Source organism: Citrobacter sp. RHB35-C17 (assembly GCF_013816795.1).
Taxonomy (GTDB): Bacteria; Pseudomonadota; Gammaproteobacteria; order Enterobacterales; family Enterobacteriaceae; genus Citrobacter_A; species Citrobacter_A amalonaticus.
In genome coordinates, this window is record NZ_CP057150.1 from 796,309 (window position 1) to 814,202 (window position 17,894).

18 protein-coding genes are annotated in these 17,894 nt (G+C 54.8%); 14 read left to right on the top strand and 4 right to left on the bottom strand.

Translation table 11 applies throughout. The annotated features are described in order from the left end of the window. Positions 1–15: 15 nt before the first annotated feature. The 6 genes from HVZ37_RS03885 to HVZ37_RS03910 all read left to right on the top strand — a co-directional run bounded on the left by HVZ37_RS03885 (position 16) and on the right by HVZ37_RS03910 (position 5,724). Positions 16–1,278 carry a DUF1116 domain-containing protein gene (locus tag HVZ37_RS03885; RefSeq protein ID WP_042998036.1) on the top strand — a complete coding sequence of 421 codons (1,263 nt, stop codon included), beginning with the start codon at positions 16–18 and terminating at the stop codon, positions 1,276–1,278. A 100-nt stretch (positions 1,279–1,378) separates the two neighbouring features. Then, positions 1,379–2,206, top strand: a complete 828-nt coding sequence (locus tag HVZ37_RS03890) for a DUF2877 domain-containing protein (protein WP_044264824.1) — start codon at positions 1,379–1,381, stop codon at positions 2,204–2,206. Next, positions 2,163–3,098 carry an HTH-type transcriptional activator AllS gene (gene allS, locus HVZ37_RS03895; protein ID WP_042998034.1) on the top strand — a complete coding sequence of 312 codons (936 nt, stop codon included), beginning with the start codon at positions 2,163–2,165 and terminating at the stop codon, positions 3,096–3,098. The genes HVZ37_RS03890 and allS overlap by 44 nt, the downstream gene beginning before the upstream one ends. Before the next feature lie 125 nt (positions 3,099–3,223). Beyond that, complete coding sequence (locus HVZ37_RS03900; protein ID WP_181628122.1) at positions 3,224–4,084, top strand: small-conductance mechanosensitive channel MscS; 861 nt, start codon at positions 3,224–3,226, stop codon at positions 4,082–4,084. Between the two features lie 144 nt (positions 4,085–4,228). Beyond that, a complete protein-coding gene (argO, locus tag HVZ37_RS03905; protein ID WP_090049175.1) occupies positions 4,229–4,864 on the top strand; it encodes an arginine exporter ArgO in 636 nt (211 codons plus the stop codon). A gap of 116 nt (positions 4,865–4,980) precedes the next feature. Continuing rightward, positions 4,981–5,724, top strand: coding sequence for an oxidative stress defense protein (locus HVZ37_RS03910; RefSeq protein WP_042998032.1), 744 nt, complete (start codon positions 4,981–4,983; stop codon positions 5,722–5,724). A gap of 50 nt (positions 5,725–5,774) precedes the next feature. On the opposite strand, the gene ettA is transcribed toward HVZ37_RS03910, so the two are convergent. Then, the gene (ettA, locus tag HVZ37_RS03915; RefSeq protein WP_044255637.1) at positions 5,775–7,442 is read right to left on the bottom strand and encodes an energy-dependent translational throttle protein EttA; all 1,668 of its coding nucleotides are present in this window, start codon (positions 7,440–7,442) and stop codon (positions 5,775–5,777) included. 337 nt (positions 7,443–7,779) lie between these two features. On the opposite strand from ettA, the gene sltY reads away from it, so the two are divergent. Next, entirely contained in the window at positions 7,780–9,717 is a 1,938-nt protein-coding gene (gene sltY / locus HVZ37_RS03920) for a murein transglycosylase (RefSeq protein WP_042998030.1), read from the top strand. 57 nt (positions 9,718–9,774) lie between these two features. After that, complete coding sequence (trpR, locus tag HVZ37_RS03925) at positions 9,775–10,101, top strand: trp operon repressor (RefSeq protein ID WP_042998029.1); 327 nt, start codon at positions 9,775–9,777, stop codon at positions 10,099–10,101. Positions 10,102–10,194: 93 nt separating this feature from the next. Here trpR and yjjX read toward each other — a convergent pair whose 3' ends face one another. Beyond that, on the bottom strand, positions 10,195–10,710 hold the full coding sequence (gene yjjX / locus HVZ37_RS03930) for an inosine/xanthosine triphosphatase (protein ID WP_042998028.1): 516 nt from the start codon (positions 10,708–10,710) through the stop codon (positions 10,195–10,197). 49 nt (positions 10,711–10,759) lie between these two features. Between yjjX and gpmB the strand changes: the two genes are divergently transcribed. Beyond that, positions 10,760–11,407, top strand: coding sequence for a 2,3-diphosphoglycerate-dependent phosphoglycerate mutase GpmB (gene gpmB, locus HVZ37_RS03935; RefSeq protein ID WP_044264833.1), 648 nt, complete (start codon positions 10,760–10,762; stop codon positions 11,405–11,407). Here gpmB and robA read toward each other — a convergent pair. After that, positions 11,404–12,273 (bottom strand): MDR efflux pump AcrAB transcriptional activator RobA, encoded by an 870-nt coding sequence (gene robA / locus HVZ37_RS03940; RefSeq protein ID WP_044255635.1) that lies wholly within the window; start codon positions 12,271–12,273, stop codon positions 11,404–11,406. The two genes, gpmB and robA, sit on opposite strands and share 4 nt — an antisense overlap. Before the next feature lie 211 nt (positions 12,274–12,484). Between robA and creA the strand changes: the two genes are divergently transcribed. From creA to creD, 4 genes are read left to right on the top strand one after another with little or no spacing between them, the layout of a single operon-like run. After that, positions 12,485–12,958: a protein CreA gene (gene creA / locus HVZ37_RS03945; protein ID WP_044264836.1), complete on the top strand. Its 474-nt coding sequence runs from the start codon at positions 12,485–12,487 to the stop codon at positions 12,956–12,958. 12 nt (positions 12,959–12,970) lie between these two features. After that, complete coding sequence (creB, locus tag HVZ37_RS03950) at positions 12,971–13,660, top strand: two-component system response regulator CreB (RefSeq protein WP_042998024.1); 690 nt, start codon at positions 12,971–12,973, stop codon at positions 13,658–13,660. After that, on the top strand, positions 13,660–15,084 hold the full coding sequence (gene creC / locus HVZ37_RS03955) for a two-component system sensor histidine kinase CreC (RefSeq protein ID WP_181628123.1): 1,425 nt from the start codon (positions 13,660–13,662) through the stop codon (positions 15,082–15,084). The genes creB and creC overlap by 1 nt, the downstream gene beginning before the upstream one ends. A gap of 58 nt (positions 15,085–15,142) precedes the next feature. Further along, complete coding sequence (creD, locus tag HVZ37_RS03960) at positions 15,143–16,510, top strand: cell envelope integrity protein CreD (RefSeq protein ID WP_181628124.1); 1,368 nt, start codon at positions 15,143–15,145, stop codon at positions 16,508–16,510. Positions 16,511–16,576: 66 nt separating this feature from the next. On the opposite strand, the gene arcA is transcribed toward creD, so the two are convergent. Further along, on the bottom strand, positions 16,577–17,293 hold the full coding sequence (gene arcA, locus HVZ37_RS03965; protein WP_001194359.1) for a two-component system response regulator ArcA: 717 nt from the start codon (positions 17,291–17,293) through the stop codon (positions 16,577–16,579). 95 nt (positions 17,294–17,388) lie between these two features. On the opposite strand from arcA, the gene yjjY reads away from it, so the two are divergent. Then, positions 17,389–17,529 (top strand): protein YjjY, encoded by a 141-nt coding sequence (yjjY, locus tag HVZ37_RS03970; RefSeq protein WP_042998021.1) that lies wholly within the window; start codon positions 17,389–17,391, stop codon positions 17,527–17,529. The last annotated feature ends 365 nt before the right edge of the window (positions 17,530–17,894 follow it).

Genomic DNA, 17,894 nt, shown 5'->3' on the forward strand with positions numbered 1-17,894 from the left:
TTCAGAGGTACCGATATGTATTCATCAATTGCACAGGCTAACGACGCCATTATTGAACGCATCAAAGCCGCCCGCCCACATTGGGTCGCTGTCCGTCCTGCGAAAGAGGCGGTGGTTGAATTGTCCTCCGGACGTAAATTGCTGCACGCCGGCCCGCCGATTGCCTGGGAAGAGATGACGGGGCCTATGCGCGGTGCCTGTATCGGCGCATCGCTGTTTGAGGGGTGGGCGGCCAGTGAAGAGGAAGCTGTCAGTCTCCTGAATCAGGGCGAAGTGGAATTTATCCCGTGCCACCATGTTGGCGCCGTCGGCCCGATGGGCGGTATCACCTCTGCAAACATGCCAGTGCTGGTCGTACGTGACGTGGTGCATGGCAATCAGTCCTGTTGCAACCTGAACGAAGGGATCGGCAAAGTCATGCGTTTCGGCGCCTACGGTGAGGATGTGCAGACGCGTCTGCGCTGGATGCGCGATACGCTGGCACCGGTGTTACAGGAGGCCTTGTCGCGCATGGAGAACGGCGTGGATCTGACGGCGATGATGGCTCAGGCGATTACGATGGGGGACGAATTCCATCAGCGTAATATCGCGGCCTCGTCGTTACTGCTGCGCACGCTATCCCCTGTGATCGCCGGTCTTGATCGTCCGAAAGCCGAAATCATTGAGGTGCTGCAGTTCCTGAGCGTGACCGATCAGTTCTTCCTTAACCTGGCGATGGCCTACAGCAAAGCGGTGATGGATGCGGCGGCAGTGATTAAAGCCGGTTCGGTGGTGACCGCAATGACGCGCAACGGGCGTGAGTTCGGGATTCGTGTCAGCGGCACCGGCGACCGTTGGTTTACCGCGCCAGTGAATACGCCGCAGGGCTTGTTCTTTACCGGCTACAGTCAGGCTGACGCTAACCCGGATATCGGTGATAGCGCCATTACCGAGACGCTGGGCATTGGTGGCGCAGCCATGATTGCTGCACCTGGCGTGACGCGTTTCGTCGGTGCGGGCGGTATGGGGGCCGCGCTGGAAACCTCTGAGGAGATGGCGGAAATCTACCTCGCCAACAACCCTTTGTTCCAGATCCCGTCCTGGGATTTCAAAGGGGCGTGTCTGGGGCTGGATATCCGTCGTGTCGTGGAAACGGGGATTACGCCGCTGATCAACACCGGTATCGCTCACCGCGAAGCCGGAATCGGCCAGGTTGGTGCGGGGACCGTACGTGCACCGCTGCTGTGCTTTGAAAAAGCGCTGGAAGCGCTGGCGGAAGAGCATCACATCACGGCGTAACAGAAATGCCCGGTGGCGCTAACGCTCACCGGGCCTACGGATCGGTGTCACTCGTGGGCCGGATAAGGTGGCGCCGCGATCCGGCATTTCGGAGTAACCTATGTTCATTCTCAATGCCCTGGCCTGCGCCGGGCTTTATCGACTTCCAGAGGGTGAATGGACGCTGCACAGTCGCTTCTCACAGGCGATCAATTTCAGCCATGCTAACGGCGAACTACTGACGTTATACCGCTACGGTAAAGGCATGGGGCCGACCGGCGTGCTGTTGAGTCGTGCACAGTTCTCCCGCCTGACGACGGTTTCTCGCTTGTGCAAAACCGGGGATCTGCTGACCGGGCAGGGGGTGACCCTTCGCCCTCAGCGTCAGCTCAGGCTGCAACTGACTCCTTCTGCTATCGCACTGCTCGACCTGTCTTCCTGTGTTCAGCAAACCGGTCTGGGAGGCGCGCTCAACCAGCCACTCAATACCGTGGCGTGTTATCCGCAGATCGTCGCCGGGCTGGAGCGTTGGGCGAATGGCATCGCGCCAGACTGGCGCTGGCTGATTGGACGAGGTCCCGGACTCACGCCCAGCGGTGATGATATGCTTACGGGAATGCTGGCGGTCTTTATTGCAGCCGGGATACCGGTTCACCTTTTTTTACCCCCGGCGGATCAACTTGCGCAACTGACAACTTCGGTAAGCTGTAGCTATCTTAATAGTGCCAGAGTGGGCGAATTTTCGACGCCGGTGTTGGGGGTGATGCGCAGCTTGCAAACCGGGCGTGACGCAGGCCACGCACTGCGTCGTCTGCTCACGGTGGGGCACACCTCCGGCGCTGACATGGTGTTAGGGATTGCGCTGGCGCAACGCTGGTTGCTGATGGCTGACTCAAGGGGAAAGCATGCTCGATCAGGAAACAATACGTACATTTATTCGGGTAGCTGAGACGGAGAGTTTTTCCCGTGCGGCCAGCTCACTGCATAAAACGCCTGCGGCAATCAGTTACCGCATCAAAACGCTGGAAGAGCAGGTGGGTACGCAGCTCTTTTTACGAACCACGCGTTCCGTCAGCCTGACGTTGGCGGGACAGCATCTGCTCGAACATTGTCGCCAGTGGCTTAACTGGCTGGACGCCATGCCTGATGAATTGCAGCAGATTAATGCGGGCGTTGAGCGTCAGGTTAATATTGTTATCAATAATTTGCTCTATCAGCCGCAGACGACCGCTGATTTACTGACGTGGTTGCATCAACAATTTCCCTTCACCCGTTTCCAGATCTCCCGCCAGGTCTATATGGGCGTGTGGGATTCGCTGCTGTATGACGACTATCAACTGGCGATTGGCGTGACCGGTTCCGAATCGTTGTCAAACAACATTTCACTGCTGCCACTGGGGGACATTAGCTGGCAGTTTGTGGTCGCGCAGAATCACCCGTTGGCCAGCCATCCGGCAACGGTGTTATCGGACGACATGCTGCGTCGCTACCCCGCCATCAATATTGAAGATACGTCGCGCACGCTCACCCGTCGCGTGGCCTGGCTGCTGAGCGGACAAAAGGAGATTAAGGTTCCGGATCTCAGCACCAAGCTGGCCTGTCACTTAAGTGGCCTGGGCGTCGGTTTTTTACCGGAACGTCTGTGTCGCCCTTACGTAGAATCCGGCGCACTGGTGGCTCGTTCGGTGGTGAATCCTCGCCAGCCGTCACCGCTTTCTATCGCCTGGAAGAATGCCGGAAGTGGAAAAGTGGTCAGCGAAATTGCCGCAATTTTTAAACAAAAACATGGGCTGGTGGGGGGATTTTTGCGGATGGTGGATCGTCCTGCAGAACGGCAATAGCCGTGATATCCAGAATTGAAACATAACGAAAATGGCATATTCACCCATTATTGTTTACCTTTAACGGGGTGTTTTCGTGAGATTGATCTCATTTGCTCTGATTTGTTATGACCAAGGAATATGTAATGGAAGATTTGAATGTTGTCGACAGCATCAACGGTGCGGGGAGCTGGCTGGTCCGCAACCAGGAATTGCTGTTGAGCTATGCCGTCAACATCGTGGCGGCAGTGGCCATTGTGATTGTCGGGATGATCGTGGCGCGTCTGGTGTCGAATACGGTTAACCGCCTGATGGTGGCGCGGCATATCGATGCCACCGTGGCAGACTTTCTTTCCGCGCTGGTGCGCTACGGAATTATTGCCTTCACGCTGATTGCCGCACTGGGTCGGGTAGGGGTACAGACGGCGTCGGTGATTGCGGTGCTCGGTGCCGCCGGTTTAGCGGTCGGTCTGGCGTTGCAGGGATCGTTGTCTAACCTTGCCGCAGGCGTTCTGCTGGTCATGTTCCGTCCGTTCCGTGCGGGTGAGTATGCGGATCTGGGCGGCGTTGCCGGGACGGTGCTGAATGTGCAGATTTTCTCCACCACTATGCGCACCGTGGACGGTAAAATTGTCGTCATCCCGAACGGTAAAATCATTGCCGGCAATATCATCAACTTTTCCCGTGAGCCGGTACGCCGTAATGAATTTATTATTAGCGTCGCTTACGACTCTGATATCGATAAGGTGAAACAGATCCTCACCGGGATTATCGAATCAGACGATCGCATTCTGAAAGATCGCGAAATGACGGTTCGTCTGAATGAGTTGGGCGCGTCGTCGATTAACTTTGTGGTGCGCGTCTGGAGCAACAGCGGCGATCTGCAAAACGTGTACTGGGACGTGCTGGAGCGGATTAAGCGTGAATTTGATGCCGCTGGAATCAGCTTCCCGTATCCGCAGATGGACGTGAATTTCAAACGCGTGAAAGAAGTCACGGCAGAATAATGCTATGCCGGATGCGCATCGCAGCATCCGGCAAAATCCCCTCTTCATTAATTTCCCTAATCTACGATTAATATTATCCATTTCCGCTAATAATCATCCCGCGCTATAGTCTGCGCTATAGAGACAACACTCAGGATGATTACCGTGATATCGTATTATTTTCAAGGTCTTGCGCTTGGCGCAGCCATGATACTTCCGCTCGGCCCACAGAATGCGTTTGTGATGAATCAGGGAATACGTCGCCAGTATCACATCATGATTGCGCTCCTGTGCGCCATCAGCGATCTGTTGCTGATTTGCGCCGGGATTTTTGGCGGTAGCGCATTACTGATGCAGTCGCCGTGGTTGTTGGCGCTGGTCACCTGGGGCGGAGTGGGTTTTTTGCTGTGGTACGGTTTTGGCGCTTTAAAGACGGCAATGAGTAGCAATCTGGAACTGGCCAGCGCGGAAGTGATGAAGCAGGGACGCTGGAAGATCATCGCCACCATGCTGGCGGTGACATGGCTGAATCCGCACGTCTACCTGGATACATTCGTGGTGCTGGGCAGTCTGGGCGGACAACTGGATGTCGAACCCAAACGCTGGTTCGCGCTCGGCACCGTCAGTGCCTCCTTCCTGTGGTTCTTCGGCCTGGCGCTGCTGGCGGCGTGGCTCGCGCCGCGACTGCGTACCGCAAAAGCGCAGCGGATTATCAATACGCTGGTGGGGCTGGTGATGTGGTTCATCGCTTTTCAACTGGCAAAAGAAGGCGTTGCGCATGTTCACGCCTTGTTCAATTAAGAGCCAGTCCATTAGCGCTCTAAGCGTTGTCTGATGGACAACACACTATTTCGCGCTAAGCTTGCCTGCATGCGCCCTGAAATTTGGGGCAACTCACGTAACATGGAGGAGCGACAGTGAAGTTCAAAGTGATGGCCCTGGCGGCATTAGTGGGATTCAGTGCAATGTCGGTGCAGGCAGGCGAATTGCCTGACGGACCGCACATCGTGACTTCCGGGACGGCAAGCGTGGACGCTGCACCTGATATTGCCACGCTGGCAATCGAGGTTAATGTTGCGGCGAAAGACGCTGCGACGGCGAAGAAACAGGCTGATGAGCGCGTTGCGCAATACCTTTCTTTCCTTGAGCAAAATCAGATCGCGAAAAAAGACATTAGTTCGGCGAACCTGCGCACCCAACCGGATTACGATTATCAGAACGGCAAAAGCGTTCTGAAAGGGTATCGTGCGGTGCGTACTGTCGAAGTGACGCTGCGTCAGTTAGATAAACTCAACCCACTGCTGGACGGCGCGCTGAAAGCGGGGCTGAACGAAATTCGTTCCGTTTCGTTGGGTGTGGCGCAACCGGATGCTTATAAAGACAAAGCGCGTAAAGCAGCGATTGATGATGCAATTCACCAGGCGCAGGAACTGGCGGCCGGTTTTAACAGCAAACTGGGTCCGGTTTACAGCGTGCGCTACCATGTCTCGAACTATCAGCCAAGCCCGATGGTGCGGATGATGAAAGCGGACGCGGCACCGGTGTCAGCGCAGGAAACGTACGAGCAGGCGGCGATTCAGTTTGATGATCAGGTCGATGTGGTGTTCCAGTTGGAACCTGCGGCGGGTCAACAATCTGCGGCAACCGCCAAAGCGCAATAACCTTCCAGGCCGGATAAGGCATGTGCGCCACCATCCGGCAATTTTGTTGATTACTTCGCGATACGTTTGTACTTGATACGCTTTGGCTCCAGCGCGTCAGCGCCCAGCGTGCGCTTCTTGTACTCTTCGTATTCGGTGAAGTTACCTTCGAAGAACTCCACTTTCCCTTCATCCTGGTAGTCCAGAATGTGGGTGGCGATACGGTCAAGGAACCAACGGTCGTGCGAGATAACCATTGCGCAACCCGGGAACTCCAGCAGGGCGTTTTCCAGCGCGCGCAGGGTTTCGATATCCAGGTCGTTGGTCGGTTCATCGAGCAGAAGAACGTTACCGCCAACCTGCAGCAGCTTCGCCAGATGCAGACGACCGCGCTCACCACCGGACAGCTCGCCGACGCGTTTGCCCTGGTCGGTGCCTTTGAAGTTAAAGCGGCCAACATAGGCGCGACTTGGCATTTCGGTGTTGCCGATCTTCATGATATCCAGCCCACCGGACACTTCTTCCCACACGGTTTTGCTGTTATCCATGGCGTCACGGAACTGATCGACGGAGGCCAGCTTAACGGTTTCACCCAGCGTGATGGTGCCGCTGTCTGGCTGTTCCTGACCGGACATCATACGGAACAGGGTGGATTTACCCGCGCCGTTCGGACCGATGATGCCGACGATGGCGCCTTTCGGTACGGAGAAGCTCAGATCGTCAATCAGCACGCGGTCGCCGTAGGATTTACGCAGGTGGCTGACTTCAATGACTTTATCACCCAGACGCGGTCCAGGTGGAATAAACAGTTCGTTGGTTTCGTTACGTTTCTGGTATTCCGTGCTGTTCAGCTCTTCAAAGCGTGCCAGACGGGCTTTACCCTTAGACTGACGGCCTTTCGCGCCCTGACGAACCCACTCCAGTTCTTTCTCGATAGATTTACGGCGTGCCGCTTCCTGAGAGGCTTCCTGCGCCAGACGCTGATCTTTCTGCTCCAGCCAGGAAGAGTAGTTACCTTCCCACGGAATACCTTCGCCGCGGTCAAGTTCAAGGATCCAGCCTGCGACGTTGTCGAGGAAGTAACGGTCGTGGGTAATCGCCACTACGGTGCCTTCGAAGTCGTGCAGGAAGCGTTCCAGCCAGGCCACGGATTCCGCATCCAGGTGGTTGGTCGGTTCGTCAAGCAGCAGCATGTCAGGTTTTTCTAACAGCAGACGGCACAGTGCGACACGGCGACGTTCACCCCCGGAGAGGGTCGCGATTTTGGCGTCCCAGTCTGGCAGACGCAGGGCGTCGGCTGCACGCTCCAGTTGCACGTTCAGGTTATGACCGTCGTGCGCCTGAATGATCTCTTCGAACTTGCCCTGTTGCGCGGCCAGTTTATCGAAGTCGGCATCTGGCTCAGCGTATTTCGCGTAAACCTCATCCAGACCTTTCAGTGCGTTGACCACTTCCGCCACTGCTTCTTCAACAGACTCGCGTACGGTGTGTTCAGGATTAAGCTGAGGTTCCTGCGGCAGGTAACCAATTTTGATGCCAGGCTGCGGGCGGGCTTCGCCTTCAATATCTGTATCAATGCCCGCCATGATGCGCAGCAGGGTGGACTTACCGGCACCGTTAAGGCCCAGTACGCCGATTTTTGCGCCAGGGAAGAAGCTCAGCGAGATGTTTTTAAGAATATGACGTTTCGGCGGAACGACTTTGCCGACACGATGCATGGTATAAACGAATTGGGCCACGTTGGACTCGCCTCTGTATTTATCGTGATGAATATACCCGTCATACTTCAAGCTGCATGTGCGTTTGCTGCACTCGTTCACCCCAGTCACTTACTTATGTAAGCTCCTGGGGAGTTCACTCCCTTGCCGCCTTCCTGCCACTCGAATTATTTAGGGTATAGATGTATTCAAAGGCGAAGTGTAGCCTTTTTCCCCTCTCAATCCCAGCCAGCAGATCTCACTCGCAGTAAAAGTAAAAAAGTGTCCGCGACGTGGCGTAAATGCCAATGACTGGTTAGCATGAAATCATTAGGCGGCATGAGGCTGCAGCGACGTATCATATTTAGAGGAAGAGCTTGTGGACAAAGCCCAACGATTTACCTGGCGTCTTATTGCCGCCGGTGTGTGCCTGCTGACGTTAAGTCAGGCAGCGCGAGCCGATTCACTGGACGAGCAGCGTAACCGTTACGCACAGATTAAGCAGGCCTGGGATAACCGACAGATGGATGTCGTGGAGCAGATGATGCCGGGCCTGAAGAATTACCCCCTGTATCCCTATCTGGAATATCGGCAAATCACCGATGATCTGATGAATCAGCCGACCGTCACGGTGACCAACTTTGTACGTGCCAACCCAACCCTGCCGCCAGCGCGTACGCTGGAATCGCGTTTCGTTAATGAACTGGCGCGGCGTGAAGACTGGCGCGGATTATTAGCGTTTAGCCCGGAGAAGCCGAGAACCACCGAGGCGCAGTGCAATTACTATTACGCGAAGTGGAATACCGGGCAAACGGAAGAAGCCTGGCAGGGGGCGAAAGAGCTGTGGTTGACCGGTAAAAGCCAACCTAATGCCTGTGACAAACTGTTCAGCGTCTGGCGCGCGTCTGGCACCCAGGATCCGCTCTCTTACCTGGAGCGCATTCGCCTGGCGATGAAAGCGGGCAACACTGGACTGGTGACGGTACTGGCCGGGCAGATGCCGGCGGAGTATCAGACTATCGCGTCAGCGATTATCTCACTGGCGAACAACCCGAACAGCGTCCTGACCTTTGCGCGCACCACCGGCGCGACCGATTTCACTCGTCAGATGGCCGCTGTGGCCTTTGCCAGCGTCGCTCGTCAGGATGCGGAAAACGCGCGTCTGATGATTCCGTCACTGGTACAGGCGCAGCAGTTGAATGAGGATCAAACCCAGGAGCTGCGCGATATCGTCGCCTGGCGATTAATGGGCAACGACGTCACCGACGAGCAGGCGAAATGGCGAGACGACGCGATTATGCGCTCGCAGTCCACCACGCTGGTGGAGCGTCGGGTGCGCATGGCGCTCGGGACTGGCGATCGTCGTGGCCTGAACACCTGGCTGGCGCGTCTGCCGATGGAGGCGAAGGAAAAGGACGAATGGCGATACTGGCAGGCCGATTTGCTGCTGGAACGAGGACGTGAAGCGGAAGCAAAAGAGATCCTGCATGCGCTGATGCAACAGCGCGGTTTCTACCCGATGGTGGCAGCGCAGCGTCTGGGAGAAGAGTACGTTCTGAAAATTGATAAAGCGCCTGGCGATGTGAATAACGCGCTGACTCAGGGAGCGGAAATGGCCCGCGTTCGCGAACTGATGTACTGGAATATGGATAACACCGCCCGCAGCGAATGGGCAAACCTGGTCACCAGCCGGACGAAGACGGAGCAGGCGCAGCTGGCGCGTTATGCCTTCAACAATCAGTGGTGGGATCTGAGCGTGCAGGCGACGATCGCCGGTAAACTCTGGGATCATCTGGAGGAGCGCTTCCCGCTGGCGTATCAGGATCTCTTTACCCGCTATACCCGTGGCAAAGATATTCCGCAAAGCTATGCGATGGCGATCGCGCGTCAGGAGAGCGCCTGGAATCCGAAGGTGAAATCGCCGGTCGGCGCCAGCGGGCTGATGCAGATTATGCCAGGCACCGCGACGCACACGGTGAAGATGTTCTCTATTCCGGGTTACAGCAGTCAGAATCAGTTACTGGATCCGGAAACCAATATCAATATCGGCACCAGCTACCTGCAGTACGTCTATCAGCAGTTTGGCAATAATCGGATCTTCTCGTCAGCAGCTTACAATGCCGGACCAGGGCGCGTGCGCACCTGGCTTGGCAACAGCGCGGGACGGATCGACGCCGTGGCGTTTGTCGAGAGTATTCCCTTCTCGGAAACGCGTGGCTATGTGAAGAACGTGCTGGCCTACGACGCTTACTATCGCTATTTCATGGGGCAGAAAGACACCCTGATGAGCGATTCTGAGTGGCAGAGACGTTATTAATCCGGTGGGTTATGTTATGATTTGTACTCGTGTATGAGTACAACAGGGCGGCATAACATGACCCAGCATTCCCCTTATTCATCGGCGATGGCCGAACAACGTAATCAGGAGTGGCTTCGTTTTGTGGAGTTGCTCCGCCAGTCTTATGCAGAGGATCTGCACTTACCGCTGTTGCAACTGATGCTGACCCCGGATGAGCGCGAAGCGCTGGGGACGCGTGTACGCATTATCGAAGAGTTATTACGTGGCGAAATGAGCCAGCGCGAGCTTAAAAACGAGCTGGGCGCGGGGATTGCGACGATCACCCGCGGCTCTAACAGCCTGAAATCGGCGCCCGTCGAACTGCGGCAGTGGCTGGAAACCATATTGTTGAAAAACGCCTGAAAAGTGATTTCGTAGGCCTGATAAGCGTAGCGCCATCAGGCTTGCAACCGCACTATCGCCGGATGACAATTTCGTCTTATCCGGCTTACGAACTCAACGATAAATCGCGTTATGAAACGGGCTGAGCGCCAGAATCACGGCCTGGTGGTAAACGCTGGCGCGCGTCAGTTTCCCGGCGGTAAACACGCCAATCGCCCCTTCTTTTCGGCCAATCTTATCAATACCCGTGTAGTGTGACATTACCGGACCCAGCGCTTCACCCTCGCGCACTTTTTCAAGGATCACCGCAGGCAGCGGCAGCGTCGCAGAACGCGCTTCGCCACGCTGGGTGGCGTTTTCGACAACCACCCAACTGAAGGTCGCATCTTCATCAATACCCGCTTCGATGGCTACCCAGAAGTCGGCATCGGGGCGCGCACGACGGGCGTTTTCGACCCGATTCCGTGCGCCAGCACGCGTTTCAGGACTTCCGAAGGGTTGTTCCGGTACGCCGCTATCGACGTCCACAGACTCAATATGGCAGGATCCTTCACCGAAGATCTCGTTAAATGCCTGTAGAATTGCCTGAATTTTGGCGGGATTGGTGGTTGCTGAGACAACATGGTGCATAATTAAGCTCGATTTTATAAAAACTCTTTGCAGTATACGGAAAAATAGCATGTTACAGGTATACCTTGTTCGCCACGGTGAAACGCAGTGGAACGCCGAGCGACGCATTCAAGGCCAGTCCGACAGTCCGCTGACCGCTAAAGGTGAGCAACAAGCTATGCAGGTTGGTGACCGCGCGAAAAGTCTCGGCATCACCCACGTCATTAGTAGCGATTTGGGACGTACCCGCCGCACCGCTGAAATCATCGCCCAGGCCTGTGGCTGTGATATCACCTTAGATGCTCGCCTGCGCGAGCTGCACATGGGCGTGCTGGAAAAACGTCATATTGATACCCTGACCGAAGAAGAAGAGAACTGGCGTCGTCAGTTAGTCAACGGCACCGTCGACGGACGTATTCCCGAAGGGGAGTCGATGCAGGAGTTGAGCGATCGCGTTCATGGCGCGCTCGCTGCGTGCCTGGATTTGCCGCAGGGGAGTCGTCCGCTGTTGGTCAGTCATGGCATTGCGCTGGGCTGTCTGGTCAGTACGATTCTGGGACTTCCTGCCTACGCTGAACGCCGCTTACGCCTGCGTAACTGCTCGATTTCGCGGGTGGATTATCAGGAAAGCCTGTGGCTGGCGCCGGGATGGGTGGTCGAAACGGCAGGGGACATCTCGCATCTGGACGCCCCTGCGTTGGATGAGCTACAGCGCTAACGGCGAATCGGAATCAGGAATTCGCAGCGCAGGTTAATGGGGCGGTCACCGGCTTTGGCATCTTCAGCCGGGTAGTACCGCTCAATATCCTGGCCCTTGCGGCGCGTCAGGTTCAGGAGCGGCATGCAGGTACCATAGACCGTCAGGATGAACTCCTGAACGCCCGTTCCCAGCCCTTCGTAAGTAAACATCACATACTCGCCGCCCTGCAACAGCACCGGCTGTGCCGACTGTACGTAGCCGTTGGCCTGATCCTGCGGCAGCGCGGTGGTGTAGAACACTTCCTGCTCGTCATCTTTTTCATGGCTGGGATGCGTTTCGTTCAGGCCATAGAGTACAGGCGGAATGGTTGGCGCGTGGCCGAGGAAATCGTGCCAGAACTGATAGCGCATTTCGTGGCGGAAATCGGAAATTTGCTCCAGCGAACAGGAGTAACTCTGGGTGACACCCAGCAGTTGCATATCTTCCAGAGTGACAAATTTATGCTCAGGCATGGCAAATTCGCCCAGACGCAGAGGCGGACGAATACCGAATGCGCTCCATTCCGGTGAACGACGATACAGTGCAGGCGTCTGGGAAAACTGTTTCTTAAAGGCGCGGGTGAACGTTTGTTGAGAGTCGAAGCGGTACTGCAGGGCAATATCCAGAATCGGGCGAGCCGTCAGGCGAAGCGCAACGGCAGATTTCGATAAGCGGCGTGCGCGGATATACGCGCCAATCGCATGACCCGTCACGTCCTTAAACATTCTCTGCAGATGCCACTTGGAATAACCCGCTTTTGCCGCCACATTGTCAAGCGACAGCGGCTGATCCAGATGACCTTCCAGCCAGATTAATAGGTCGCGAATAATGCCGGCCTGATCCATAAAATATCCTCATCCTTTCAACTACAAACACCTGACATCAGATTATTGGATAATAGCATTTTTTGTTGTTTTAGCATTCAGTGTTTTTTTTGCGCATTAATGCTTTTTTTGAATCTAATAAAACGTGATTATTGTAATCCTGTGATCTGTAAACAGTTTCTTTTACAATGCTGAATAATTGCGCAGCGTCATTTTAAAGAATGGTAACAATATGAAATACAAGAGTTTAATTCTGTCCACTCTGTTGCTTATGCTGGCGCCGCTGGCATCTGCTGAGCAGATCGGTTCCGTCGATACGGTGTTTAAGATCTTTGGGCCGGATCATAAAATCGTCGTGGAGGCGTTTGACGACCCCGATGTTAAAAACGTGACCTGCTACGTCAGCCGTGCCAAAACCGGTGGCATTAAAGGCGGGTTGGGGCTGGCGGAAGATACTTCTGATGCCGCCATCTCCTGCCAGCAGGTAGGACCGGTAGAACTGAGCGACAGAATCAAGAACGGTAAAGCGCAGGGCGAAGTGGTCTTTAAGAAACGCACTTCGTTGGTCTTCAAATCATTACAGGTCGTGCGCTTCTATGATGCCAAACGCAACGCGCTGGCTTATCTGGCCTATTCCGACAAGGTGGTCGATGGGTCGCCGAAAAATGCCATTAGCGCGGTACCTATCATGCCGTGGCGCGAATAACAGGGAAGCATTATGCAGCAGGTGTCGGTCTGGCTGGTGGAAGATGAGCAGGGTATCGCGGATACCCTGATTTATATGCTCCAGCAGGAAGGGTTTAGCGTGGAAGCCTTTGAGCGCGGGTTGCCCGCGCTGGAGAAAGCACGTCATCAGTGTCCGGATGTAGCGATTCTCGATGTCGGGTTGCCGGATATCAGCGGTTTTGAGCTGTGCCGGCGATTGCTTGAGTACCATCCGGCGTTACCAATCCTCTTTCTGACGGCGCGCAGCGATGAGGTGGATCGCTTGCTGGGTCTGGAAATCGGTGCCGACGATTACGTCGCCAAACCGTTTTCACCGCGGGAAGTCTGCGCCAGAGTCCGCACGCTGCTACGTCGGGTGAAGAAGTTTTCCACGCCGTCGCCTGTTGTCAAAACCGGCCATTTTGAGCTGAATGAACCGGCGGCTGAAGTGGCCTGGTTTGGTACGCCCCTGTCACTCACGCGCTATGAATTTTTGCTGCTGAAAACGCTGCTGTTATCTCCAGGGCGTGTCTATTCGCGCCAGCAACTGATGGATATCGTCTGGGCCGATGCGCAGGATACATACGACCGGACGGTCGATACGCACATCAAAACGCTGCGCGCCAAACTGCGCGCGATCAACCCGACGCTTTCGCCGATCAACACGCATCGTGGGATGGGTTACAGCCTGAGGAGTCTCTGATGCGCATTGGCATGCGTTTGCTGTTGGGCTATTTCCTGATTGTCGCTGTTGCTGCGTGGTTTGTTCTTTCTATTTTTGTACAGGAGATTAAACCTGGCGTACGGCGCGCAACGGAAGGGACGCTGATCGATACTGCCACGCTGCTGGCGGCGCTGGCGCGTGACGATCTCCTGTCGGGTAACCCGGCGCATGGCCAACTGGCGCAGGCGTTTACGCAACTGCATAACCGTCCTTTTCGCGCCAACATCAGCGGAATCAATAAAGTCCGCAATGAGTACCATGTTTACATGACGGATGCGCAGGGCAAAGTGGTGTTTGATTCCGTCAATAAAGCGGTCGGGCAGGATTACTCTCGCTGGAACGATGTCTGGCTAACGCTACGTGGACAGTATGGCGCGCGCAGTACGCCGCAGGATCCCGCCGATCCGGAAAGCTCGGTCATGTATGTTGCTGCGCCGGTTGTCGACAACGGAAAGATCATCGGCGTGCTCAGCGTGGGAAAACCCAATGCCGCGATGGCACCGGTGATTAAACGCAGCGAGCGCCGGATCCTTTGGGCCAGCGCGATTCTGCTTGGCATTGCGCTGGTGATTGGCGCCGGGATGGTCTGGTGGATAAACCGTTCGATTGCCCGCCTGACGCGCTATGCGGATTCCGTGACCGAAAACCAGCCGATGCCGCTGCCTGAACTGGGCAGCAGTGAGTTGCGCAAACTGGCGCAGGCGCTGGAGAGCATGCGTCTGAAGCTGGAAGGCAAGAATTACATTGAACAGTACGTATACGCGCTCACCCACGAGCTAAAGAGTCCGTTGGCGGCCATTCGCGGCGCGGCGGAAATTCTGCGGGAAAATCCGCCTCCGGACATTGTTAAGCGCTTTACCGACAATATTCTCAGTCAAAATGCGCGAATGCAGGCGCTGGTTGAAACCTTGCTGCGCCAGGCGCGACTGGAAAACCGTCAGGATATTGCCCTCTCCCCGGTAGCGGTCGATGCACTGTTTGCGCAAATCAGCGACGCGCGCGCGATTCAACTGGCGACGAAGGCGATATCGCTGGAGATTGTCCCCTCGGCGTTAAGCGTCTCTGCGGAGCCGGCGCTGCTGGAGCAGGCGTTGGGCAACTTGCTGGACAATGCCATTGATTTCACCCCGGCAGGCGGAGCGATCACCCTCAGCGCACAAGCGCATGCAGAGACGGTGACGCTGACGGTGGCCGATACGGGTACAGGTATTCCTGATTTTGCCCTGGCCCGTATTTTCGAGCGCTTTTACTCCTTGCCGCGTGAGAATGGCCTCAAAAGCAGCGGTCTGGGACTGGCATTCGTTCGCGAAGTGGCGCGACTGCTGAAGGGGAGTGCAGAATTACGTAACCGGCCTGAGGGCGGCGTCGAGGCCACGTTTACACTTCACCGTCACTTCACATAACTTCAAATTCCCCCCACATAGCGTGCGTACTCTGCGAGTATTGCATAAGGAGAACGCTATGTTGAAATCCCCCCTGTTCTGGAAAATCGTCACCTTAGGTGGCGCGATTGTGTTGCTGCTGATCCCCCTGATGATGGTCCGGCAGATTATTGTGGAACGTGCTGATTATCGTGATGCGGTGGAGGATGCGATTCGGCAGAGTACCAGCGGACCGCAAAAAGTGGTCGGCCCGCTCATTGCCGTACCTGTGACCGAGTTATACACCGTGCTGGAAAACGAGAAAGAGGTGCAGCACAGGCGCAGTTTTATCCACTTCTGGCTGCCGGAGTCGTTGATGGTGGAGGGGAACCAGAACGTCGAACCGCGAAAAGTGGGCATCTACGAAGGGCAGGTCTGGCATACCGATGTTACCTTGAAAGCGGAGTTTGATGTTGCACGACTGAGTGAACTGAACCGGCCCAACATAACCCTTGGGAAACCGTTTATCGTGGTTGGCGTGGGTGATGCGCGAGGGATTGGCGTGGTGAAAGCACCGAAGGTGAATGGAATGGCGCTTGCTGTCGAACCGGGGACGGGGCTAACAGACCGCGGAGAAGGGCTCCACATTCCGCTTCCGGATGCGCAATGGGCGATGCGCGATGTGAACCTGGCGATGTCACTCAATTTAAGCGGAACCGGCGCTTTCTCGGTGGTTCCGGTAGGACGTAGCAGCCAAATGACGCTCACCAGCAACTGGCCGCATCCCAACTTCCTCGGTGATTTTCTACCCGACAAGCGCGAAATCAGCGAGTCAGGGTTTCAGGCACAGTGGCAAAGCAGTTGGTTTGCCACTAACCTAGGCGATCGGTTTGTGGATGCGCGAAAAGACGGGTGGTATAACCTGCCGTCGTTTAGCGTCGCGGTTGCCACTCCTGCCGATCAGTATCAACTGACGGATCGGGCGACGAAATATGCCATTTTGCTGATTACACTGACATTTATGGCTTTCTTTGTGTTCGAAACGTTGACGGGTAAAAAATTACACCCGATGCAGTATCTGCTGGTGGGGCTGTCGTTGGTGATGTTTTATTTGCTGTTGCTGGCGCTCTCAGAACATATTGGTTTCACCCTGGCATGGATTGTCGCAAGCCTGGTGGGCGCGCTGATGAACGGGGTTTATCTCCAGGCAGTGCTACAGGGCTGGCGTAGCAGCGTGGTTTTCACTCTGGCATTGTTAGCGCTGGATGGTGTGATGTGGGTACTGTTGCGCTCGGAAGACAGCGCGCTGCTGTTGGGGACGAGTGTGCTGCTGTTGGCGCTGGCGAGCGTGATGTTCCTGACGCGGCATCTTGACTGGTATGCATTCTCGCGTGCGAAACCGACACCAACACCAACGGCGCCGAAACCGTCCGCACCCGTGGACGATGCGCTACGCGTGTGGAAGTAAATTCAGCAAAAAGCAGATAAGAAAAACGGCGCATTGAGCGCCGTTTTTTTGACGGTGGTAACCCGATTAATCCTGCAGATCGCCACAAAAACGGTAACCTTCACCGTGAATAGTCGCGATAATTTCCGGCGTATCCGGCGTGGATTCGAAATGCTTACGAATACGGCGGATGGTCACGTCAACGGTACGGTCATGAGGTTTCAGCTCACGACCAGTCATTTTCTTCAGCAGCTCAGCACGGGACTGGATCTTGCCTGGGTTCTCGCAGAAGTGAAGCATGGCACGGAACTCACTGCGCGGCAGTTTGTACTGTTCGCCATCAGGCCCGATCAGAGAACGGCTGTTGATGTCCAGTTCCCAACCGTTGAACTTGTAGCTTTCAACGCTACGACGTTCTTCGCTGACGGTACCCAGGTTCATGGTACGAGACAGAAGGTTGCGGGCACGGATAGTCAGTTCGCGCGGGTTAAACGGCTTGGTGATGTAATCGTCTGCACCGATTTCGAGGCCGAGGATTTTATCGACTTCGTTATCGCGGCCAGTCAGGAACATCAGCGCAACGTTAGCCTGCTCGCGCAGTTCACGCGCCAGCAGAAGACCGTTTTTGCCTGGCAGGTTGATATCCATGATCACCAGGTTGATGTCATATTCAGAGAGGATTTGATGCATTTCCGCGCCATCAGTCGCTTCGAATACATCATAGCCTTCCGCTTCGAAAATACTTTTTAACGTGTTGCGTGTTACCAACTCGTCTTCAACGATAAGAATGTGCGGGGTCTGCATGTTTGCTACCTAAATTGCCAACTAAATCGAAACAGGAAGTACAAAAGTCCCTGACCTGCCTGATGCATGTCGCAAATTAACATGATCGGCGTAACATGACTAAAGTACGTAATTGCGTTCTTGATGCACTTTCCATCAACGTCAACAACATCATTAGCTTGGTCGTGGGTAGTTTCCCTCTGGACCCGACAGTGTCAAAAACGGCTGTCATCCTAACCATTTTAACAGCAACATAACAGGCTAAGACGTACCGGACACCCAATAAAACTACGCTTCGTTGACATATATCAAGTTCAATTGTAGCACGTTAACAGTTTGATGAAATCATCGTATCTAAATGCTAGCTTTCATCACAAAATTGCAATAATCCAACTAGTTGCACAGGATAACTAATTAACACGGCGAATCCTATGAATGAGATTCATTTTAAATCAAATTATCTCTGATAAACAGAAGGATATACTGTTTCTGTTAACATAAAAAACATTAGTAAAGTAAGGAAACAGTTTAGCGCCTTTTATGAAAGGTGAAACGGTTTTCCACTGATTTTGGTTAAAATTTTGTAAATTCGCTCCGCGTAATATCTTGACATAGTTCACAC